We start from the raw sequence: 22481 nt of genomic DNA on the forward strand, positions 1-22481 counted from the left end.
CTAAGATTCCTTATTTCGGTGACACAACAATACATTCAATATCATTGTGATCGAGGAGTTGTTGAAAATCTGATTGAGGGGGATGATCGGTAATAATGATGTCGATCTTTGACAAATCACATACGTGGTGGAAATTGTCGCTACCAATTTTTCGGGATTCACAAACGACGATGACCTGCTGAGCTTGAGCAATCATCGCTTGTTTCATTGTTGCTTCTAACAAACTATTTGTTGTCAGCCCTCGGGATGTCAATGCACACACGCCAATGAACGCTTTGTTCACGTGATACTGCTGCATTTGCTGCTCTGCTTGCGCCCCTAAAACTGCTCTGGCATAAGGGTCAAAGTGTCCGCCTAAGAAATAAACGTCCATTGTGTCGTTTGTTTCAGCAGCGGTCAGTACATCAATGCTGTTAGTGACGACGTTGAGCTTGTTTTCTCCACAATGTGCTTTTCCTGCATAGAGTGGGAGCAGAGACAAAATGGTGCTGGTATCAATAACAAGATGGTCGCGCTCATCCAACAACGCTGCGGCAGCTTGAGCTAGTCGATGTTTAACGTCACTCACGGGTCGACTCGCGTATGCCTCGGTATGGGAAGAGATCGGCGCAAGCATGACACCACCTCGTATTCTTTGTAACCCAGGTTGCTGACTCAACTTAACTAAGTCTCGGCGAGCTGAATCTCGCGAGATACCAAAGTACTCACAAACTTCAGACAACGTTACTTTGTTTTGCTGCTCCAGCTTCGCTCTGAGTGCTACGAGTCTTTCTTCTTGTGTCATGACTTAAATTCACTTAAGTGGTTTTAAGTCATGATGCCACATATCAATCAAATAACCAACGTAGGTCAACAAAAATGGTTGGAACAGACACTGAACATAAATTGTTAGAGAAATGGTAAGCGTACTGATGATCATCATCCCCCATCACAAAAATTTCTACGTAGGGTTCATCATGATTAGTGAGCTATTGTTTCATGGCCTCTTTAAACACTTGATTCCAATCTTGTTTCATATCGACAAATAGCCAACCTTGCTCTTCACCTACTTTAAACGATTTATCTAACTTACCAACATGAGAATCTTTATCATACGCCCATTCACGCTTGTCATCCGTGTGATGGATAATCGCAGAAAATCTTGGACCTGAACCTGCTTTCGTCCACTCTAACATCTGTAAATCACCATCAGAATTACCAAACGCCATGACCGGACGTTTGCCAATGAAGTTTTGAATCGTCACAGGCTTTACTGCTTTGTCATTGACAAAGTCTATTTCCGGCATGCGTTGGATGGTAGGTTTTCCATCAACACTTTGATATTCCGCCTTTAACGTCGTCCCCACGATGTTTTGCGTTGGAATGCCGTATACTTCCGGCGCCCAAACGCGCATAAATTCAATTCCGCCTCCAGAAACGATGTAGGTCTGATAGTCGTTCGCTCTTAAATAGTCGAGCAGTTCGAGCATAGGTTGATAGACCATTTCAGTGTATGGTCTACCCGTTGTTGGATGGACAGCCGTTTTCAACCATTCCTTAACTTCTTGATGAAACTGTTCAGTAGACATTCCAGAATGGGTTGCCATAACAAGCTTCATTACACCTTCGAGTCCTTGTTTACCAATCCCCTCCATGTCACCTTTTAATGCGGAAGCAAAGGGTTCGGTTGTCTTCCAATCAGGATGCTCAGAGGCCATTTCTTTTACTCTATCGATCGCAAAAAACAACTGTAGATAAACAGGCTTTTCTGCCCAAAGTGTTCCATCATTATCAAACGTCGCGATTCGTTGGCTTTCAGGCACATAGGAATCCGAACCTTGGGTCGTTGTTTTCGTAACAAACGCCATAATAGCTTGCTTAGCGTCAGTGTTGTTCCATGACGGAAGTGGATCTTGCATATCAGCAGCAACAGCGTAACTAGACAGAGCAAAACCTGTTGCTAAGACAATCGCCTTTAACTTTATAGCCATCTTAATTCCTTATATTGACGTACAAAATATGACCCAGTTGAAAGTATAGTCGAGGATCAAAAACAGAGAGAACGGCTAAAGGTAAACACCAAGAGAAAGTTATGTCATAGTGTCGTGTAGATTAAAGAGACGCATGCTGAATAACCCTCTATTGGCGACTTTTTTCAGCCTCACAATTCGCTTTTTCTTGTCGCTGAAATCTTATTTTTACCTTTCTTTTTGAGCTCTTCAATAACATAGTCGGGAGCGACCTTCTTTAGCTCTGTTAAACAGTCATCCGTTTTAGGGTTACCGTATCGGACATAGATGTCACACACGGCATACAGTTGTTCTGGAGCACCAGATATCAAATACGCTTGCTCAAAAGCGTTGACAGACCTCTTCAAGTCTAACTCTTCTTGCAGAACACCATTTAAGTACCAAAAGTAACTATTCGTCTTTGCCATCGTCGCAGCTTTGTCTATTTCAAACGCCGCTTCTTTCTTTTTGTCTAATCTAACCAAAGCGAGAGATTTAGAATAATGCAGCGAGGCATCTTCTGAATTTAGCTTGATACCCTCGTCAAGCACGTTGATAGCTTTTTGGTCTAGCTGTTGCGCTCGGAAGTTGTCTGCGTAGCTTAACCAAACTTGAGGGTTGCTTGGCTCAAGCTTAGTTAACTCTGGGTATATCAGCGCCGCTTTATCCCAATCACGATGCCAACGGTAAACGTCTGCAAGTAATAACTTGGAAACATTATCGTTCTTACTGGACAAGTGTGCTGTCAGCTCGGAAACAGGCCCTTCAAGTGACTGCTGTTGCTCTGAACTCAAATTGGCGTAATCTCGAACGAGGTTAATCGCTGCTGTAATTCGCACCATGGCGGCGTCATCACTCAATAATGGTGAAATCAAACGCCAACGGTGCTCAATCATATATGGCTGTGCTCCCACGATCGCAGCTTCGCGAATACCTGCATCTTCATCCTGCAACCCACGCGCAACTGCAACCAATGCATTTTGGCTTGGATAGTTGGCTAACTCACGTAAAGCATCAATACGTTTTTCTGAAGACAACTTTTTATTTTGCGCATCATAAGACAGCTTTTCGACTCGTTGCGCCGGTGTCATTTGAGCTTCTTGTGGAGTGACAACCGTTGTCGGCGATACCTGGTCTGGGTCTAGCAATGTTGTTTCTTGTGCCACTGCTGTTTGACTCGCAGCAATGCCGATCGAGATCACGAGTAATGATTTAGAGAGCAGCTTAATTTTTTGCATTCAATAACCTATATTCTTTCATTTCCGGGCCTGTAGCAGGCGTAGTGACTACCTTAAAACTTCGCTTCAAACACAGACTGTGTTTGAGTAGCTTGTTGGCGTAGAATCTGGTCACTGTATTTACCGTGAACCACTGGGTTACCTGTCGCTCGTAAGATGTACGCCATCGACTGATCAACATGGGTAAAAAACTTCTTCCAACCCGCGCAGAGATAATTAAGACCAGGCTCACCTTGCCTAGTACGGATAAAACGGTTTTTGGGACATTCTCCAAAACATGCAAATTGATAATCACATTGAAGGCACTGTTGGGGCAGCGTACGACTTTTAGCAAACCCAAATTTCTGCTGCTCAGAGCTATAAGCGAGCGTATCGAGCTTTTCGTGATGAATGTTTCCAACCTTATATTCTGGGTACACGTAATGATCACACGCAAACACATCACCATTAGGCTCCATTGCTAAGCCCTTCCCGCAGATTTCACCTAACGTACACAGTGGGTTTTTTCTGCCCATCCAGGTTTCGATACTGGCTTCAAAGTACTGCACAAACACGTTGCCGATATCGTGTAAAACCCATTCATTGAAAATCGCGATCAGAAAATTTCCCCATGCTTCATCCGCAACGCAAAAAGGCTCAATAACGGCATCTTTATGACCTGGGATCAACCGTTTATCTCCTTGCTTTAGTTGCTCGTTTGGCTCCCAAGTTTGAGGGGCGGTTGTTCTGAATGTTTTCTGCTCAACTATTGGAATAAACTGCATTTGAGGGGAGCGTACTTCATCTCGCAAGAATCGGTACACTTCAAGTGGGTTACGGCTGGTCAAGTTGTTAACACAAGTGAGCGTAGCAAACTTTACTTCGTGCTTATGTAATAATTCAACCGCATTCATAACTTGCCGGAATGTGCCTCTACCAGCTCGGTTTGTTCGGTAAGCGTTGTGCATCATTTCTGGGCCATCAATGCTTAAACCGACGAGAAAGTTGTTCGCCTTTAAAAACTCACACCATTCATCGTTAAGCAGTGTGCCATTAGTCTGGAGATCATTGGAGATCGTAATGCCATCGGGACGGTATTTATTCTGTAGCTCAACAATTGTCTTGAAATAATCCAAACCTAGCATTGTCGGCTCACCACCCTGCCAAGAGAAAATGATTTCAGGTGTATTCTGTCCCGCTATATATTGACGGATATAGGTCTCTAGCGTCTCCTCATCCATGACTGGTGAGCAGCCTGGCTTGTACTCAAGTAAATCTTGTTTGCTTAGGTAATAACAATAGGTGCAATCGATATTGCACACTGCACCGATAGGTTTCGCCATGACATGTAATCGCTTGGATGCTTTTCCATTGAACTGCGGACCTTGAGTTATGTGCATTCATCACCTTCTTAGTTGCTAGCCTGTGCCCAACGGCGTTAAGACTAATCATTAAGTTAATCGCCTAGTGTGATGATAATGTTCAATTATTCGTGGCGCTTGTTATAGTGTGTATAACTGTTTTTCATAGACTTGCCTGATAAAATTCTTTGATCATAAATGTTGATGGAGCTCCCCTATGAAGCATTCCAAAAGTAATACTCTTTACCTTGGTGCCGCTATTTCGATTTCGCTAATTATGACTGGATGTGCAACAACACAACCTAGCCCTCTTGCTCAAAAAATCGATCAAGATATGGTTCTTATTGAAGGCGGACAATTTACGATGGGCTCGGATAATCCATCAGCAAATAAATCCGAGCGCCCGGCCCGCACCGTTCGCGTGGAAGATTTCTATTTGGCAAAATTTGAGGTAACCCAAGAGTTATTCGAATCGGTTACAGGATCTTCTCTGAGCTATTTTAGAAACCCAAATACGCCCGTAAATAACATTAGCTGGCAACAAGCCAATTATTTTATAAAGAAATTGAATGAAAAAACGGGAGAGCACTATCGTTTACCCACCGAAGCAGAATGGGAGTTTGCTGCGAAAGGGGGGAATCTAAGTCAAGGATTCACTTACGCGGGGTCTGATGATATTAACGACGTTGCCTGGTATGCCAGTAACTCAAACAATAAAGCACACAAGGTAGGTCAGAAAAAACCGAATGAGCTTGGCTTATACGATATGACGGGTAATGTTGGTGAGTTTGTTATTGATGCCTTTGATGAAGGCTATTACAAATCGGCACCAAGTGATAATCCGGTAAACGCAAAAGATGAAAAAGAAAGCCTTGCACACAAGTCTGTACGAGGTGGTAGCTTTGCCTATGATGCTGACGAATCCGAAAACTATCGTCGCGATTTTGCTAGCCAGTCAGTCATCATGTCCGACATGGGGCTGAGATTAGCGAAAGACGCTGATTAAACTAAGTAAGAAAAAAAGTGGAGCGATAAAAGCTCCACTTTTGGTAATTAGCTCCTATTGACCCCAACAATAGAGGCTTTAAGCTGATCAATAGCTTGTTTAGGTGCATAGTGACTAAGCTCTTGTATGCACCTATCGAAAGCAAAAGCGACAGCACCTTTTTTATGATTTCTCGCTAGAACCTCGCATTGAGCAAACAAGTGTTGTGGATTGCCACCGACTTCAAATGCTGTATGCAACGCTTTACTGGCTTCTAGAACATCGCTTTTTTCTAAAGCTAGACCGTACACGTACCAATAATGCGCATTAGTTTCACCAACTTCTGCGGCGCGTCTAAGTAGCTTTTTCGCATCATCGGCTTTGCCTTGACGTAACAAAGAAAGACCTGCGCTGTATGGTAATGTGCTGGATTTAGGTTGAGCTTTCATCCCTTGTTGTAGCACCGTGAGCGCAGCTTCTTCTTTACCTAGGTGACGATACAAATCTGCTAGGTTAACGTAGCTATTTTCGAAATAGGGTTCGATGCTGATCGCTTGTTTATACAGCTCGGCCGCTTTGTCGATTTCACCTAAGCTGCGGTACACATTCGCCAAATTGGTTCTTCCGAAACCACGATCGGCATTAAACTCTTGAATTTCCATGTACTCTTGTAAAGGCGATTTAATGATATCTTTTTGTAAAGGGGTCATTTGTGCGTAGTTCGCTACCAGCACCGAGGCAGCTTCCGCTCTCACTGAAAGCACCGAGTCACCAAGCAATGGCTCTAGAATCCGCCACCGATCATGAAATTCATAACCAGACGAGCCTGAAATTGCCCCTAATCGAACCATTTCATTCTCATTCTTAACGGCCCTAGCCAAAGATACTGTTGTATTTTGGTCAGTATTGCCCCCCATTCTCTCCAGGGCTGAAGCACGAATAATGTCTTTTAACGACGAATCCTGAGCAGAGTATGCCAACGCATTTGCTGCTCCTTGATGACCAATTGAATCCGCATAAAATGCGACAGCAAAATGTTGTTGATTACGATACTTCGAATTCGGGTACCATTCTGCTATCTGTTCATCGGCCCATTGATTGCTTTTATCTTCATGGCATGACATGCAAACATTGGGCGTTCCAATGTGTTTGCTCAAATCCGGTCGTGGAATATGCCAACTGTGGTCTCTACGAGGATCGACTTGCATGTAAGTCGTTTCTGGCATGTGACAAGTCGTACATTGCGATGCTTCAGATCCAGCCTTATGAAAGGTATGCTTTTCAGGTGTATATTCCGATGCAATATGGCATTGCGAACATACTGCCTCTTCTGGGATCGTTAACTCTGCCGTGTGTGGATCATGACAATTAGTGCACGTGACCCCCTTCTCCGCCATTTCAGATTGAAGAAACGAACCATAAACATAATCTTCGTCGTAAATCTGTCCATCATGATAGTAGAGTTCAGGTGTTATAAGACTTAAGCGATATTTATCAAAAAAGGAACCTTTAACATGATCACCTGTTTCATTTAACTGGGTTCGGCGACTATGGCATTGAGCGCATGTTTGCACTTGATTAGTTGCTTCAATTGATTTCGGCTGTAACGTACTATGGCCTTCCTCAAACACCCAATCCGACACTGCCTTAGACAAATTTCGATCAAAGCCATAATGGCTGTCATGCTCAAAAGAAGTGCCAGCATTTTTGTATTTCTTGGCCAGTTCTATGTGTTGACTAGCGGGACCATGGCATGCTTCGCATCCCACATTAATCTCTGACCATGAGCTGTTGTAAGTGTTTTTGTCAGCGTCGTAATTCTTCTTTAGGTTCGTTGAATGGCAATCAGCACACATGAAGTTCCAATTTTGCCCGGTATTGGTCCAATAGAATTCATCCGTTGTTGTCGTTTCTGGATAAAGATGAAACCAACGCTGTCCCCCTTCAACTTTAGCTCTTGTGTCCCAAGCAAAAGGAATAAGCTGCACGCGGCCATCTTCAAACTCGACCATGTACTGCTGTAATGGCTCCCAGCCAAATGTATAGCTGATCTTATAGTCACGCCATTGCCCGTCAGCACCTTGAATATTGACCCAAAATTCGTCGCCTTTTTTAAAAAAACGATTAGGCATTCCTTTGTGCGTTACAACATGGTTATCAAAATCACCACGCACAGAGGTTGTACTTGCATGCTTCATGGCCATATCGTGATGTGACCCTTTCCAGGCCTCCACCTCGTTTTGGTGGCAATCTATACAAGCTTGTGTGCCAGCATATTCTGGATTTAAGCCTGAAGGAATATTTGGTTTCTCTGTTAATAACTCTTGAGAAAAAGCCATAAAACTGACAACAACGTTGACCAGCAATAAAATGCGAAACCGGCCTGCCCACTGACTCATAGATATCCTTATATTTATAATGTACAACCTAAATCAATATAGACACTAAATCACTGGTTATACAAATAATTACAAGCAATACATAACGACTTTAGTATTGCTTTAGGACCGTAAAACAAGCGAGCATCCTATTGTTTTTCATTTCCATCCCCTCTTCTACTACGCAATAAAAATAAGGCTCTTAAGTGATCTAAATCTACTTTACGAATCTCTACAAACTAACAGAACAATCCTATTTCTTTTTAATTAACAAATGGTTACAACCTAGAAATAACTTATGGTTATATCGAGTATAAGAGGATTTTTCTATATACATCATTAACTTATGCAGCAACTAAGCATAAGGCTCACTTGTGCTTATCTTTACTCTCAACAATCTGGAGTTTTTATGGCAAATCAATTGAGCAAAATCGCTGTAGGCGCAGGAATGTTAGCGGCGTCCAGTGCCGCTATGGCAGCCGACAAACCGAATATTCTGGCAATTTTTGGTGACGATATCGGCTACTGGAATATCAGCGCATACAACCAAGGTATGATGAGTTACAAAACGCCAAACATCGACCGTATCGCGAATGAAGGTGCGTTGTTCACAGATCACTACGGACAACAGTCTTGTACTGCTGGTCGCGCGGCCTTTATTACAGGTGAAGAGCCATTTCGTACGGGTTTGTTAACAATTGGTATGCCAGGCTCTGACCACGGTATACCTGATTGGGCGCCAACCATTGCAGATCTGTTAAAAGAACAAGGTTACATGACGGGTCAATTTGGTAAAAACCACTTAGGTGACCAAGATAAGCACTTACCGACCAAACACGGCTTTGACGAATTCTTCGGTAACTTATATCACCTAAACGCAGAAGAAGAGCCTGAAACTTATTACTACCCTAAAGACCCAGAGTTTCGAAAAAACTATGGCCCTCGTGGTGTCATTAAGTCTTATGCCGACGGTAAGATTGAAGACACTGGCCCGATGACACGAAAACGTATGGAGCACGCAGATGAAGAGTTCCTAGAGAGCTCTTTGGCATTTATGGAAAAAGCAGTTAAGGCGGATAAACCCTTCTTTATTTGGCATAACGCCACTCGTATGCACGTTTGGACTCGCTTGCAGGAAAAATACCAAGGTAAATCAGGTGTAAGCATTTATGCCGATGGTATGCTGGAACATGATGATCATGTAGGTGTTTTACTCGACAAGCTGGATGAGCTAGGTGTTGCAGACAACACTATCGTTATCTACTCAACGGACAACGGCGCAGAAACCATGACTTGGCCAGATGGTGGCGCAACACCATTCCATGGTGAAAAAGGTACAACTTGGGAAGGCGGTATGCGTGTTCCTCAACTGGTTCGTTGGCCAGGCGTCATTAAGCCAGGAACCAAGATCAATGAAATGATGGCACACCAAGACTGGTTGCCTACATTATTGGCAGCTGCTGGCGTACCTGATGTAAAAGAAAAACTGGCAGAAGGCTACAAAGCAAATGGCAAAGAATGGCGTGTGCATTTAGATGGTTATAACTTCATGCCATACTTTGAAGGTAAGGAAGAAAAAGGCCCTCGTGAGTCGCTGCTTTACTTTACGTCTAATGGTGAATTAAACGCTGTCCGCTGGAATGACTGGAAACTTCACTTTGCAACGCTTGAAGGGAACCTGAGTAACGCAGTTCGTTTTGCTCCGAACTGGCCTAAAATCATCCACCTACGTGCTGACCCATTCGAAAAAGGCCCAAGTGAATCACAAATGTACTTGCGTTGGATGGCTGACAACATGTGGCTATTTGTACCTGTACAAGACGTTGTGGGAGAGTTCTTTAAAACACTTCCAGAATACCCAATGCAACGTGGTACAGCGATGAACCCTGCTTCACTAAACTACGACTCTCTAAAAATGCAAGAGAAGCTGCAACAACTAGACAAAGTTGAACAAGAAATCAGCAAGTTTAAGTAAACTAAGTTAACGTTAGTTAATCAGTAACATAAGCCAGCAGACCATTCTGCTGGCTTATGTGTATCGCCACATAGGAACTTACTTAAATCGCCTGTTTAGCCTATACAAAGTGGGCATTGTGAGTACAAACTGAAAAACAAAAAAAGGAGAGCTAACCTGCTCTCCTTTGTATTTTAACCGTGGATAAACTAAGCCACATTAACCGATTTAGCTAAACTGCTACTTTGGAAAAACTCATCATGCAATGCGCAAATCGCGTGCTGGTATTCCTTATCACCGACAACAAATTGAACATTTACATTTCTCAATGATGAGTGCAGTGCAACTGGCGTAACGCCATTATTCATCAATGCAAGCACACCTTTCGCCAACGTCTTATTGGTATCAATTTGAGAACCGATGGCTGAGATAAGCGCGACCATACGGCCTTTAATCGAGGCATTCGGATAACGTTTCTCTGCTTTGTACAATACTTTGTTTAAGCTATCAGTACTGCCACCTAGATAGTAAGTAATAGAGTTCGCGTTCATCTCTTTACCAACCAAACTTACACGAGCATCGGAGATGATTTCCATCAATTCGTAACTAACGTTATCGGCTTTTCCTACCATTGCTTGGTCAAACAAATGCAGTGCAAATACTTTTTCTTTACCTGCGATGATCTCGACTTTGTCTTCTTCCGGACGATAGCTTGAAGAGATCAAAGTACCTTCGTGTTCAGGTTCGAATGTATTTTTAATCTGTAGCTCAATACCACTTTCACGCAAACCCGCAGCGGCATTTGGGTGAATCGCTTCCATGCCAAGGTTGGCAAGTTGGTCTGCTACGTCATAGTTTGTACTACCAATTGGTAATACTTTTTCAGGGCCAACAACGCGTGGGTCCGCTGAGCTCAAGTGGTACTCTTTGTGAATTACTGCTAAATCCGCTTTTGTTATTGCTGCAATTCGGCTAAATGTCATCTCACTATAACCTCGGTCATAAGTGTGCATTAGGCCCTCTTTACAGTAAGCATAACCTGTCACGATTGGCAGTTCTTTTGATACATCGATATCAGCAAACGCGTCACTGATCGACTCATCAAGGCTTCTTGGCGCTTGATTATCCCAACCAGACAGGTCAACGAACTTAGCGTTAATACCCATATTTTTTAGTTTTAGTGCTGTGTTGTAAGCACTATGTGCCTCACCGATAGACGAGAGAAACTCTCGAATTTGAGGCAAGTACTGGCGCAACGAAAATTGACCGTACTGACAGGTTTCTAAAATATTCGCGATACAGTTTTTCGCTTCAGCAATGCGGGAGCGAATGAATTTATCCGCACGGATACGATTCATTGGGTCCGCAAAAATATTTTCATTGGTCAGCAACATACGGCTTTCAACGTACGCTAACGCTTCTTCCCATTTGTCGTCGCGTTTCGCGATAAGCTGATAAACGCCTGGTTTACTGGTTTTTTTACACTCAAGCAGCGCATCGGTCATACCACCGTATGCAGATACGACAAAAATACGATTGTATGGTGTTTTGGGACGAAGAATAATATTGTCGAGAACAGCATCAAATGCTGTCATTGATGTACCGCCGATTTTTTCTACGGTAAATGTCATGATAAGCCTTTTTTGATTGGTAACTTTAAAAAGAAAAAAGAAGAGATAGTTAAGTGTGGGGTGGCAAAGCACCCCACCATCATCTTTTAGTCAACGAGAGGATAAACACCGTTTTCATCGTGCACTTCAGCGCCAGTAATCGGTGGGTTAAACACACACGCCATTACCATTTCTTTATTCTTATAAGCTCTCAAGTAGTGCTCATCGTGTTTATCAAGGATGTATAATGTACCTGGTTTAATTGGGTACGTTTCTCCACCTACAACTTCAATCTCACCTTCACCACTCATACAAAACACCGATTCAAGGTGGTTTTGATAGTGAATATGAGTTTCTGTATCTTCATAAATCGTTGTGATGTGGAAAGAGAAACCCATGTTGTCGTCTTTCAACAACATGCGGACACTTTCCCAGTTATCTGAAACAACACGTCGTTCGCTGTTGCGGCATTCATCTAGAGTTCTGACGATCATAATTAAAATCCTTATTAAGATGCTTGTTTGAAATGTTTCGCAGCGATAGTCTCTACTGCATTTTCAAAGATGCTTAGTCCTTGATCTAGCTCTGATTCGCTGATAGTTAGTGGACAGAAGAACTTCACAACTTCATCGTCTGGACCCGCTGTCTCTATCACCATTCCATTCTCGAAACAGTTTTTCGCAATTTCAGATGCCATGTCACCATTGATACATTCAATACCAACCATCATGCCGCGGCCTTTTTTCTGCACAAACATTTGTGGAAAGCGACGAACACAACGGTCAATAACAGCACTTACCTTGTCTGAACACTGCTTGATGTGTGTTTCAAAATCATCGTTTGCCCAGTAAATTTCTAGTGCTTTTGCAGCAGTAATAAAGGCGTGATTATTGCCACGGAACGTACCGTTATGCTCGCCTGGCTTCCACTGGTCAAGCTCAGGCTTAAGTAATACGACAGCCATCGGCAAACCGTAACCACCGATCGACTTCGATAGCGTCACGATATCCGGTTGGATACCAGACGGCTCGAAACTAAAGAAAGTACCGGTACGTCCACAACCTGCTTGAATGTCATCGACAATCACAAGAATGTCATTGGCTTTACAGATTTTGCTCAAACGTTGTAACCACTCGTTTGAAGCAGCATTTAAACCACCTTCACCCTGCACAGTTTCAAGAAGTACAGCGGCTGGTTTATCCATACCTGCAGAGTTATCATTTAGCATGGTTTCGAACAGCGCGAGACCATCTACGCCAGCGTAACCTTCAAATGGAATACGAGTGACGTTACTTAGGCTAGAACCGTTACCTTGTCTGTGATGCTGGTTACCCGTTGCAGCCAGTGCGCCAGCAGTACAACCATGGAAACCGTTAGTAAACGCAACGACGCTGTCGCGGCCTTTTACTTTTTTAGCCAGCTTCAATGCCGCCTCAACAGCATTAGTGCCTGTTGGGCCCGTAAACTGAACCTTGTAATCCAAGTTTCTTGGTTTAAGGATGTAAGTATCCAACGCTTCCAGAAACGATGCTTTCGCTTCTGAGTGCATATCCAAACCGTGAGTAATACCGTCCATTTCAATGTACTCAAGCAACGCTTGTTTTAGTACTGGATTGTTATGGCCATAATTTAGAGATCCCGCTCCAGCAAGGAAGTCTAAGTATCGTTCACCTTGTTCTGTTTCTAGCCAGCAGCCTTTCGCTTTACGAAAAACGACCGGGAAATTGTTTGAATATGAGCGTACGTTGGATTCCTGCTTTTTGAAAATATCCATGATGAGACCGTTTTTAATTCCTATTGTTTGAGGATTATTTGAGAGGAATGCGATACAAATATTCTGTATCGTGTTTGCCTTTAAAGTGGGCTTCTTCATCCAAAAATGTGCTTACTTGGCCAGAATTGCCGTTCATCGCATCTAACTTTTTGAACAGTGCCCAAGAGGCTTTATTATCTTCCGTGATGGTAGTTTCTACCGATTTAACACCGCCTAATTCCTCTCGGGTGAGAAGTTCTTTCAACATGCGGAATGCTAAACCATGACCTCTAAAGCGAGGTGAGACTGCAACTTGCCAGACAAATAAAACGTCTTGCTCGTCTGGTTTCTGATAACCGGAAATGAAACCTGCGATTTCGCCTTTTTGCTCAACCAAAATACTGGTTTTGCTGAAATGCGTAGACTGTAGGAAATTGCAATAAGATGAGTTCATGTCCAATGGAGGACAGTCTGCAATCAAGCTGTAAATGTCGTCACCATCAGAGATTTTAGGCTCACGAAAAATCCATTTTTTACTTGAGTCTTCTCCAATCTCTGGATAAAGGACCCAAGGTGCTGATGTGATCATGTGAAAATACATATCCTTTGAGGTCTAATTAAATTTCCTTTTTATTATGGGCATCCCTCGCGACTAAAAATCAAATAATCCGCCTTTTTATCGGTGTTTTTGTGACATATATCACAAAAACAAACCTATTAACCAAAAGTTAAAATAGTTCGAGGTCTAATTTATTAAATAGTCACCCAAATGCACAGTACAAAAAACAACCAGAATAAGACCATTTTCCATGCTGTTCATTTCTCAGAGAAAAATAGAAATCCAAAAAAAAGCGGCATGCTTTCGCATACCGCTTTTATCAATAATTTAACTGCTGATACTAGTTATTTTGATTTCTTAGAAACCGCCTTTGGACGAGGTTCATCCATCAAACCTTTTATCAAAGATACCGTTGCAACAAGCAAAACAATAGTAAATGGTAAACCAGTCGTCACCGCCATTGCTTGAGCAGCAGCTAGACCACCACCCAACATCAATGCAATCGCAACCAAACCTTCAAACGTACACCAGAACACGCGTTGTGGCGTTGGTGCATCGACCTTACCGCCCGCAGCAATAGTATCAATAACCAGTGATCCTGAGTCAGAAGAGGTAATGAAGAACACCACGACTAAGATAATGCCGACAAAAGATGTTATCTCAGCCAATGGCATAACATCTAACATGGCAAAAAGTTTTAAAGGTAGTTCTGCGTTAAACACCGCCTCGTAGCCATCATTAACGTATTGGCTAATTGCGTTACCGCCAAAAGCCGTCATCCATAACACACAAACTGAAGATGGGATAAGAATAACGCAAATAATAAACTCACGAACTGAACGACCACGAGACACACGTGCGATGAACATACCCACAAATGGTGACCAAGAAATCCACCACGCCCAGTAAAACGCCGTCCAGCCTTGAGAGTAATTCACATCCTCTCGTCCAAATGGCATAGATAAGGCAGGGATATTAGCCACATAGGAAACGATGTTCTCGAAGAAACCAGTTAAAATCGCAATCGTCGGGCCAACAACAATAACAAATAGCAATAGCAGCGCTGCAAGACCCATGTTGATTTCAGATAAGATTTTCACGCCCTTATCGAGTCCAGCCACAACAGAGATTAAAGCGAGCGCAGTAATGCCAATAATCAATATAACCTGCGTGGTATTGGTCATTGGGACATCAAACAGGAAGTTCAAACCCGTTGCGGCTTGAGATGCACCGTAGCCTAGCGATGTTGCTAAACCAAAAACCGTCGCTACCACTGCAAGAATATCGATAATATGACCAGTCCAACCCCATACACGCTCACCAAACAAAGGGTAAAAAATTGAGCGCATGGTGAGTGGCAAACCTTTGTTAAATGAAAAGATAGCCAGTCCAAGAGCCAAGAGCGCGTATATTGACCACGGATGAAGTGCCCAGTGGTAAATCGTCGCAGCCATCCCTAATGCCGAAGCTGCAGTTGCATCGCCCTCTGCACCACCTAGCGGTGCCCAGTCAGTACGTACACCATTCTCAACGCTCACGCCACCAATCGCAGAACTAAAATGGGACATCGGTTCTGATACCCCGAAGAATACGAGACCAATGCCCATACCTGCAGCAAATAGCATTGCCAACCATCCGGCATAGGAGTAATCCGGTGTTGCTTCAGTACCACCGATTCGCACACGGCCCAATGGTGTGAAGATCAATCCGACACAGACAATGACAAAAATATTACCTGAAGCGAGAAAAAACCAGTCTAAATTGTGTAACAAACCCGCTCGTAGGTCTGCAAAAAACGGCTCTACCTGTTCTCGGAATAATAGTGTTATCACAACAAACATGACGATTGCTAAGCCAGAAATTGCAAAAACACGGTTGTGAATATCAAGGCCAAATGGGCCTACCTTTAGCGCAACGTTATCCTGACCAATTTGATAGTCAGTATCTATTGCGTTTACTTTTCCATCGGGGCGTTGAATGCCACCGTTATTATCGGTGCTCACGGATAATCTCCTTAAAAATACGTGACCAAGTTTAAATTACTTTCGTCGGAGTTCGAGTAATGAAACGTCTTCATCACTACCAAGCACATGTTCATAAAACATTGTTCTTATAAGCGGTTACTCAATCCGCCATCATAATCTTAAAGCCCCCTATCTCTCATTGCATTTTATTGTTTTCACCATAAATAACGCCTATTGCCAAACCGAAGATATTGGCATGTTTCGATTAAAGTGATACTGCAGTTGTGCTTGAAACAGCTCCGCAGTTGCCAACGCATCCGTCAGAGCATGGTGAGGTTGATAAGCAGGGAGGCCATATCTTTCACGAGCGTGCCCTAATCGTACAGAACCGGGTTTCTTGCCTTTCAACTTATTGATAAAACCTCTGCATTCACGGCGCTGTATCGCATACTCAATATCTAACGTATCAACAACAGGAAACTGTATCCCCTCTCCGATGCTATTTAGCAAGGCGTTATTAAAGAACTGCCTTTCAATGTTCTTATAGTGAACAAGTACCACTTTGCCTGACAACGCATCCAATATTTCACCCAAAATCTGAGACAGCTGCGGCGCGTTTTTTACCTCTGAGTCAGTGATACCGTGAATAATGACAGACTCGTGGTTTAACTCTCTGTTTGGGTTAACGACCCAATGAGCAGAACCATTACATTGAACACGATCAATAGTGAACGGCACAAGTCCGATCGTGAGAATGACATCCTCTTCCGAGTTCAATCCTGTTGTCTCAAAGTCTACCGAGACAAATGGCACTTGTTCAATTGGTGTTTCCCCATTAACCATCGGTGTCGAATAATAGCGTTTGAGCCTCTGGTCTTTCGCTTCTTTAGCGAGTTGTTTGAACAACATTGACCACTCTGGCGTCTGGGATGTATCCAACAACGGCTGTTCTTTTTCTACATTTTTTGAGAACCACATTATTTGCTACTTCTCTGGTATCGAAACTTAATGAAGTTCTGAGCGTTACTTAGAATTTGAAATGCTGCTTTTAAGTTTCGACGTTCAAATTCAGACATGTTCTCCGGCTCAATATTGTTGTCTGGCTCTTCTCCATTTTCTATATCAAGGGCTTGGTGACGAATTCGAACCATGTAGATTAGCTCCATCGCATCCCTTAAATCCAAACCTCGACCTTTCGGTAAAATGCCAGCATCATTAATGTCATCTAAACGGTCGAAAGAGTTTTGCGATCGCGAACCGATTGCCAGAGAATGCACCCGTATTAAATCGGCCAACGGAGCCGTCCCCCTTCGCTTCAAGTTAATCGAGTTGCGATGACGACCATCTTTCTCCATCACAAAGTCTTTGAAAAAGCCCAGTGGAGGCGTCCTACGTATTGCGTTATACGCCATACAAGCAAGAAAGCGGTTATTTCTTTTCGCTCGTCTCACAATAAAGCTGCTTAATTGCTCCGCCCATTTCACTCGCCCATGCACACCGAGGAGATCAAAAAAGATATTACTATTTAACAATCTCTCAGGGGTTGGATTGTCTATCCAGTTTCCAAAGCATTCTTCCCATTCTGCACGAGTTTTTCGCCATTCTGGGTTGGTAGCCATAATGTCTCCAGTACAATAAGCATAGCCGCATGCCGCTAAACCATCACAAACAAATTTAGCAAACTTTTCAAAGTACTCTCCGTGAATCTCAACGTCATAACTGTTATCGAGAATAAGCGCGTTATCTTGATCCGTTACAATTAGCTGCTCATCCCTCGCCATTGAACCCATTGCGACTAAACAATAAGGAATGGGCGCTGGGCCGAACTCTTGCTCAGCTAATTCAGCGAGGCGTTGTTTGAAACTACTGCCTATAACCGACATGGCTCGACCAATCATGTGCGCGTTGGCATCTTCATTGACCATTCTTACGAAACAGTCTTTTACTTGTTCAGAAACCTGCTTGAGATCCTCGACACTGGTTTGCTGAAAAATAGAGCTCACTAGCAATAGGCTGTTCTGAGATTCATAACGAACGATGTCCGTCATGCCAATAATTCCTATCGGCTTTTTATCTTTTAAAATTGGTAAATGATGCACGTTGTAACGCAACATGGTTAACATGGCCTCAAACACATAGGCGTTATAATCCAATGAAACCACGTCATAACTCATGACCTCACTCACTGGAATATTGGTATCAATACCTTGAGCTAGTACGCGAATGCAAAGATCGCGATCAGTCAAAATTCCAAGCAGCTGTTCGTCATCTTCTTCTGTGAGCTCCTCTGTCGGGCGAATAATGAGCAGAGAGGTGACATTTTCCTCTGCCATTAGTATCGCAGCTTCCTGAATTGAAGCCGTTGCCTCCAGAGTTACTGGCTCTCTTGCTAAGATTTTACGTGCCTTAGCGGTGGTAAAGTCATTGCTTTCGGAGCGGCTAGATATTGCGCTTCGCAAACGCGCGCTATCTTCCAGTTCCATGTAGTCCGCAAAGTTTTCAAACTCATCACAAAGTTCATTGAAGATGTTTTCCGGAATACAGTAAACTAGAGTGTCTTCTATCGCTTTGGCTGGCATCCGTACGCGGTTGTTCATCAACAACCCCATCTGACCAAACAGTCCACCAGCATCAATCCTGTTATAGAGTTCACCTTTACGTCGATAAATCTCTACCGCCCCACTTCTCACCATATACAAGTCGCGGATCGTATCTCCGAAGTTAAGGATTTTTGTTCCTTGCCGAAAGTATGCAACTTCGGCATTGAGAGCAATTTTTCTAAGCTGCTCTTCAGGTAGGTCATCAAAAGGTGGGTACTGGCTAATGAAATTGAGCACTTCTAACTGTTCGGCTTCCATTTTTTATTCCATACGTTGCCTAAACTACAGCGATAAATATCACTCTGAGTGAAATCAAGCAATAAATAAATCTAAGGATAACAGTACCTAACCGATTTCACAGGACCAAGCCTTAACCAAAAATTAGAGCTCTAACCTTTTATATGTAGAGTTCTAGGCTATCACAGCTTATATCTATGCAAGCGAGTTGAGTTGAAATGTACAAAAAAATTCAAAATAAATTCAACCCTACGTCAGGGCAACGTTATGGCGGATAAAAACACATTTCAAGCAATTGTTTTAAATATAAAAAATAAGAATTGAACATACCTTGCTCAACGAATTCTCTATGCACGGCAGAACTAGTTAACCAACCCCCTTTCGTTGAAAGTTGAACTAAAATTAATTAGAGTACAAATCGTTAAACAGTTATAAACACACGAAAAAGGACAGATAACATGGATCCCATACTGGAAGTTAAGGGACTGTATAAAGTGTTTGGAGAAGACCCAGAGAGAGCCTTCTCGCTTATCGACAAAGGCGTCGATAAAGACGGTATTTTTGAACAGACAGGTTTAACAGTCGGCGTAAACGATGTATCTCTCACCATAAATGAAGGGGAAATTTTCGTAATCATGGGCCTTTCTGGCTCCGGGAAATCCACCCTTGTTCGACTTCTTAACCGGCTCATTGAGCCGACTAAAGGTAGTGTTTATCTCAAAGGAAGAGATATCGCCCACATCTCCGAAAATGAACTTCGAGAAGTTCGTCGTAATAATATCTCAATGGTGTTTCAAAGTTTCGCACTCATGCCACACATGACGGTGATTGAAAATGCCGCCTTTGGTTTAGAACTTGCCGGCATCGATGTTAATGAGCGTCAGAAAAGTTCCCTTTCCGCCTTAGAAAGAGTGGGTTTAGACCCTTATGCAGAATCTTTCCCTGACGAATTATCCGGTGGTATGAAACAGCGCGTTGGTTTGGCGAGGGCGTTAGCCTGTGATCCTGACATCCTATTAATGGACGAGGCGTTTTCCGCTTTAGACCCATTGATCCGTTCTGAGATGCAAGATGAGCTTATTCGTCTACAGAACGATGACAAACGCACAATTGTCTTCATTTCTCATGATTTGGATGAAGCAATGCGCATTGGCGACCGTATCGCCATCATGCAAAACGGTGAGGTTGTTCAGGTTGGTACACCTGATGAAATATTACACAGTCCAGCAAATGATTATGTCGAAGCCTTTTTCCGCGGCGTAAACATCGCAAGTGTCTTGACAGCAAAAGATATCGCGCGCAAGAAGCCAGCGGCTGTTTTTAAGAAATCGGAAAATGACGGTCCAGGCTCTGCGATGCAGATTCTGATGGATCACGACCGTGATTACGGTATTGTCGTCGATAAATCTAGCCGATATTCCGGCATCGTATCTCTTGATTCACTACGTTTGGCTCATAAAGAAAACCGTTCGTTAGCCAGTGCTCAATTACCGGATGAAGTTACTCTTCAGCCTGATCAGTCAATTAATGACATTTTGGGTCTGGTTGCTGGTGTTCCTTATGCCGTGCCTGTCGTAGATGAGCAAGGAACTTACTTTGGTGTCGTGACTAAATCACGTCTTCTACAAACACTAGATAAGGATTAACACGATGTCTTCAGAGCAAACTAACAATGATCCCTGGTCAAATACTGCTCCTGCGCAAGATGATCCTTGGTCGCAAGGTACAGAGGCCGCGCCAAGTAATGATTGGCTCAACTCAGAAACTGTAGAGCAAGCACCATTCGATATTATGAACCCATTCCAAGATGCGGTTTTACCCCTCGATAGCTGGGTAGAGTCCGGTTTGAACTGGCTGGTGGAACATGGTCGACCTGTTTTCCAAGCAATACGAGTTCCAATCGACTTTATTCTAACGTCGTTTGAAACTGCTTTGGTGTCTACACCTGCGCCTATAATGGTACTCATTTTATTTTTGCTAGCGTGGCAGTTTTCCAATGTAAAACTTGGTTTTTCTACTCTTGTATCCCTTGTTTTCATCGGCCTAATTGGTGCGTGGTCACAAGCGATGACAACGCTAGCACTGGTGTTAACCGCCGTTTTCTTCTGTTTGCTTATAGGGCTACCAATGGGGATATGGTTGGCAAGGAGCCAAACCGCTGCCAAATTTGTTAGGCCAATATTAGATGCAATGCAAACGACTCCCGCGTTCGTTTACCTTGTGCCAATTGTTATGTTGTTTGGTATTGGTAACGTTCCTGGCGTAGTAGTAACGATCATTTTCGCCCTGCCTCCCGTTGTGCGCCTGACTATTTTGGGTATTCAGCAAGTACCTGAAGAGCTTATCGAAGCTGGCCACTCTTTCGGAGCAAACAAAAAACAGATGCTTTATCGCATCCAGTTACCGTTGGCGTTACCAACTATCATGGCAGGTGTAAACCAAACCTTAATGCTGTCACTTTCTATGGTAGTGATTGCTTCAATGATTGCTGTTGGCGGCTTAGGCCAAATGGTACTTCGTGGTATTGGCCGACTTGATATGGGTCTTGCTGCCGTTGGTGGCTTAGGCATCGTTATTCTTGCGATTTTGTTAGACCGTATCACCCAAGTGTTAGGGGTTAATGCGGGCAACACTAAACTTCGCTGGTATCACACAGGTCCTGTTTCATACCTATTAAAACTGAAAACAAAGACGAACCAAGACGATCTAAAACTTAGGAGAAACATCAATGAATAATTCATGGAAGAAAGCGCTCTCTGTTGGAGCTCTAAGTACTATCGCATTTTCAACTTATGGTGTGGCAAGTGAACTACCGGGTGAAGGTGTCACTGTTCAGCCTGTTCAATCAACCGTTGCAGAAGAAACATTTCAAACGTTGATCGTAAACCGCGCACTTGAAGAGCTTGGTTACGATGTTAAACCGACCAAAGAAGTGGACTACAACGTAGGCTACACCTCTATTGCTAAAGGTGATGCTACTTTCTTAGCGGTTGGTTGGTTCCCTCTTCACGCCGATAAGTACACGATGTCGGGCGGTGATGATAAGTTCTTCCGTAAAGGCCAATACGTAAGTGGTGCTGCGCAAGGTTATTTGATCGATAAGAAAACCGCGGAAAAATATAACATCACTAACATTGGTCAGTTAAAAGATCCAAAATTGGCGAAGCTATTCGATGCAAACGGCGATGGCAAAGCGGACTTAACTGGTTGTAACCCAGGTTGGGGGTGTGAAATGGTTGTTGAGCATCAGTTGGATGCTTTCAAACTTCGTGACACAGTAACACACAACCAAGGTAACTACGCGGCGATTATCGCTGATACGATCTCACGTTACAAAAAAGGCGATCCGATTCTTTACTACACTTGGACACCGTACTGGGTAAGTGGCGTTTTAGTTCCAGGGAAAGATGTTGTGTGGTTAGAAGTGCCATTCTCTTCACTTCCTGGTGAGCGTAAGGACATTGATACGACACTAGAGAACGGTAAGAACTACGGCTTCGAGATGAACTCTATGCGCATCGTTGCCAATAAAGAGTTTACGGAAAAAAACCCTGCTGCTGCGAAGCTATTTGAAATCATCAAACTAAATATCAATGATGTTAGTGCTCAGAATATGATGATGAGCCAAGGTAAGAACAGCTCAGCGGACATCGAGTCTCATGTAAATGGCTGGATCAAAGCGAACCAGAAAAAGTTCGACGCATGGGTCGAAGAAGCGAAGAAAGCCGCAATGTAATCATGCCTTTATCAACCTCTAGAGCCAGTTGGTGTTATCAACTGGCTCTTTTTTTACACAAACGCCCCTCCCCCTTACATAGACATACCAACACTTACACTACTCGACCATAAACCCACATTATAATTCACGTTTATTT

17 protein-coding genes are annotated in these 22481 nt (G+C 43.3%); 5 read left to right on the forward strand and 12 right to left on the reverse strand.

From position 1 onward, the window contains the following. Positions 1 to 10 precede the first annotated feature (10 nt). The 4 genes from R7Z47_RS08330 to R7Z47_RS08345 all read right to left on the reverse strand — a co-directional run bounded on the left by R7Z47_RS08330 (position 11) and on the right by R7Z47_RS08345 (position 4605). Complete coding sequence (locus R7Z47_RS08330) at positions 11 to 784, reverse strand: DeoR/GlpR family DNA-binding transcription regulator (RefSeq protein WP_025766712.1); 774 nt, start codon at positions 782 to 784, stop codon at positions 11 to 13. A 184-nt stretch (positions 785 to 968) separates the two neighbouring features. Beyond that, the gene (locus R7Z47_RS08335; protein ID WP_025766713.1) at positions 969 to 1970 is read right to left on the reverse strand and encodes an HAD family hydrolase; all 1002 of its coding nucleotides are present in this window, start codon (positions 1968 to 1970) and stop codon (positions 969 to 971) included. A gap of 170 nt (positions 1971 to 2140) precedes the next feature. Then, positions 2141 to 3226 (reverse strand): hypothetical protein, encoded by a 1086-nt coding sequence (locus R7Z47_RS08340; RefSeq protein WP_318129966.1) that lies wholly within the window; start codon positions 3224 to 3226, stop codon positions 2141 to 2143. Between the two features lie 53 nt (positions 3227 to 3279). Continuing rightward, positions 3280 to 4605, reverse strand: a complete 1326-nt coding sequence (locus tag R7Z47_RS08345) for an anaerobic sulfatase maturase (RefSeq protein ID WP_262606561.1) — start codon at positions 4603 to 4605, stop codon at positions 3280 to 3282. 238 nt (positions 4606 to 4843) lie between these two features. On the opposite strand from R7Z47_RS08345, the gene R7Z47_RS08350 reads away from it, so the two are divergent. Next, positions 4844 to 5572 (forward strand): formylglycine-generating enzyme family protein, encoded by a 729-nt coding sequence (locus tag R7Z47_RS08350; protein ID WP_372034459.1) that lies wholly within the window; start codon positions 4844 to 4846, stop codon positions 5570 to 5572. Positions 5573 to 5619: 47 nt separating this feature from the next. Here the strand turns inward: R7Z47_RS08350 and R7Z47_RS08355 are convergent, their stop codons facing one another. After that, positions 5620 to 7950, reverse strand: coding sequence for a tetratricopeptide repeat protein (locus R7Z47_RS08355; RefSeq protein ID WP_262606562.1), 2331 nt, complete (start codon positions 7948 to 7950; stop codon positions 5620 to 5622). A 388-nt stretch (positions 7951 to 8338) separates the two neighbouring features. Here R7Z47_RS08355 and R7Z47_RS08360 point away from each other — a divergent pair, with 388 nt between their 5' ends. Beyond that, positions 8339 to 9904, forward strand: coding sequence for an arylsulfatase (locus R7Z47_RS08360; protein ID WP_186584300.1), 1566 nt, complete (start codon positions 8339 to 8341; stop codon positions 9902 to 9904). Between the two features lie 188 nt (positions 9905 to 10092). Here the strand turns inward: R7Z47_RS08360 and R7Z47_RS08365 are convergent, their stop codons facing one another. The 7 genes from R7Z47_RS08365 to R7Z47_RS08395 all read right to left on the reverse strand — a co-directional run bounded on the left by R7Z47_RS08365 (position 10093) and on the right by R7Z47_RS08395 (position 18627). Then, the gene (locus R7Z47_RS08365; protein ID WP_005377768.1) at positions 10093 to 11514 is read right to left on the reverse strand and encodes an aspartate kinase; all 1422 of its coding nucleotides are present in this window, start codon (positions 11512 to 11514) and stop codon (positions 10093 to 10095) included. Positions 11515 to 11600: 86 nt separating this feature from the next. Further along, entirely contained in the window at positions 11601 to 11987 is a 387-nt protein-coding gene (locus tag R7Z47_RS08370) for an ectoine synthase (protein WP_005377769.1), read from the reverse strand. 14 nt (positions 11988 to 12001) lie between these two features. Continuing rightward, a complete protein-coding gene (ectB, locus tag R7Z47_RS08375; RefSeq protein ID WP_017820939.1) occupies positions 12002 to 13267 on the reverse strand; it encodes a diaminobutyrate--2-oxoglutarate transaminase in 1266 nt (421 codons plus the stop codon). Between the two features lie 34 nt (positions 13268 to 13301). Then, positions 13302 to 13835 carry a diaminobutyrate acetyltransferase gene (gene ectA, locus R7Z47_RS08380; protein WP_005393379.1) on the reverse strand — a complete coding sequence of 178 codons (534 nt, stop codon included), beginning with the start codon at positions 13833 to 13835 and terminating at the stop codon, positions 13302 to 13304. A gap of 314 nt (positions 13836 to 14149) precedes the next feature. Then, on the reverse strand, positions 14150 to 15808 hold the full coding sequence (locus R7Z47_RS08385; RefSeq protein ID WP_005377772.1) for a BCCT family transporter: 1659 nt from the start codon (positions 15806 to 15808) through the stop codon (positions 14150 to 14152). Positions 15809 to 16000: 192 nt separating this feature from the next. Then, positions 16001 to 16747 (reverse strand): 3'-5' exonuclease, encoded by a 747-nt coding sequence (locus tag R7Z47_RS08390; RefSeq protein ID WP_213893813.1) that lies wholly within the window; start codon positions 16745 to 16747, stop codon positions 16001 to 16003. Beyond that, a complete protein-coding gene (locus R7Z47_RS08395) occupies positions 16747 to 18627 on the reverse strand; it encodes a DUF294 nucleotidyltransferase-like domain-containing protein (protein WP_130546075.1) in 1881 nt (626 codons plus the stop codon). The genes R7Z47_RS08390 and R7Z47_RS08395 overlap by 1 nt, the downstream gene beginning before the upstream one ends. 437 nt (positions 18628 to 19064) lie before the next feature. On the opposite strand from R7Z47_RS08395, the gene proV reads away from it, so the two are divergent. The 3 genes from proV to proX are packed head-to-tail and all read left to right on the forward strand — an operon-like array spanning position 19065 to position 22342. Then, on the forward strand, positions 19065 to 20252 hold the full coding sequence (gene proV / locus R7Z47_RS08400) for a glycine betaine/L-proline ABC transporter ATP-binding protein ProV (protein ID WP_262606563.1): 1188 nt from the start codon (positions 19065 to 19067) through the stop codon (positions 20250 to 20252). A 4-nt stretch (positions 20253 to 20256) separates the two neighbouring features. Next, complete coding sequence (proW, locus tag R7Z47_RS08405; RefSeq protein ID WP_005377778.1) at positions 20257 to 21342, forward strand: glycine betaine/L-proline ABC transporter permease ProW; 1086 nt, start codon at positions 20257 to 20259, stop codon at positions 21340 to 21342. Then, a complete protein-coding gene (gene proX, locus R7Z47_RS08410; protein ID WP_054865582.1) occupies positions 21335 to 22342 on the forward strand; it encodes a glycine betaine/L-proline ABC transporter substrate-binding protein ProX in 1008 nt (335 codons plus the stop codon). The genes proW and proX overlap by 8 nt, the downstream gene beginning before the upstream one ends. The last annotated feature ends 139 nt before the right edge of the window (positions 22343 to 22481 follow it).

Origin of the sequence: Vibrio sp. 1641, assembly GCF_033339995.1 — a bacterium.
Taxonomy (GTDB): Bacteria; Pseudomonadota; Gammaproteobacteria; order Enterobacterales; family Vibrionaceae; genus Vibrio; species Vibrio alginolyticus.

What these genes read in the sequence shown, in the direction of transcription:
- ectA (WP_005393379.1), bottom strand. Translation starts at nt 13,835, where the DNA reads ATGATCACATCAGCACCTTGGGTCCTTTATCCAGAGATTGGAGAAGAC.
- proV (WP_262606563.1), top strand. Translation starts at nt 19,065, where the DNA reads ATGGATCCCATACTGGAAGTTAAGGGACTGTATAAAGTGTTTGGAGAA.
- R7Z47_RS08360 (WP_186584300.1), top strand. Translation starts at nt 8,339, where the DNA reads ATGGCAAATCAATTGAGCAAAATCGCTGTAGGCGCAGGAATGTTAGCG.
- proX (WP_054865582.1), top strand. Translation starts at nt 21,335, where the DNA reads ATGAATAATTCATGGAAGAAAGCGCTCTCTGTTGGAGCTCTAAGTACT.
- R7Z47_RS08395 (WP_130546075.1), bottom strand. Translation starts at nt 18,627, where the DNA reads ATGGAAGCCGAACAGTTAGAAGTGCTCAATTTCATTAGCCAGTACCCA.
- R7Z47_RS08390 (WP_213893813.1), bottom strand. Translation starts at nt 16,747, where the DNA reads ATGTGGTTCTCAAAAAATGTAGAAAAAGAACAGCCGTTGTTGGATACA.
- ectB (WP_017820939.1), bottom strand. Translation starts at nt 13,267, where the DNA reads ATGGATATTTTCAAAAAGCAGGAATCCAACGTACGCTCATATTCAAAC.
- R7Z47_RS08365 (WP_005377768.1), bottom strand. Translation starts at nt 11,514, where the DNA reads ATGACATTTACCGTAGAAAAAATCGGCGGTACATCAATGACAGCATTT.
- R7Z47_RS08340 (WP_318129966.1), bottom strand. Translation starts at nt 3,226, where the DNA reads ATGCAAAAAATTAAGCTGCTCTCTAAATCATTACTCGTGATCTCGATC.
- proW (WP_005377778.1), top strand. Translation starts at nt 20,257, where the DNA reads ATGTCTTCAGAGCAAACTAACAATGATCCCTGGTCAAATACTGCTCCT.
- R7Z47_RS08355 (WP_262606562.1), bottom strand. Translation starts at nt 7,950, where the DNA reads ATGAGTCAGTGGGCAGGCCGGTTTCGCATTTTATTGCTGGTCAACGTT.
- R7Z47_RS08345 (WP_262606561.1), bottom strand. Translation starts at nt 4,605, where the DNA reads ATGCACATAACTCAAGGTCCGCAGTTCAATGGAAAAGCATCCAAGCGA.
- R7Z47_RS08330 (WP_025766712.1), bottom strand. Translation starts at nt 784, where the DNA reads ATGACACAAGAAGAAAGACTCGTAGCACTCAGAGCGAAGCTGGAGCAG.
- R7Z47_RS08370 (WP_005377769.1), bottom strand. Translation starts at nt 11,987, where the DNA reads ATGATCGTCAGAACTCTAGATGAATGCCGCAACAGCGAACGACGTGTT.
- R7Z47_RS08350 (WP_372034459.1), top strand. Translation starts at nt 4,844, where the DNA reads ATGACTGGATGTGCAACAACACAACCTAGCCCTCTTGCTCAAAAAATC.
- R7Z47_RS08335 (WP_025766713.1), bottom strand. Translation starts at nt 1,970, where the DNA reads ATGGCTATAAAGTTAAAGGCGATTGTCTTAGCAACAGGTTTTGCTCTG.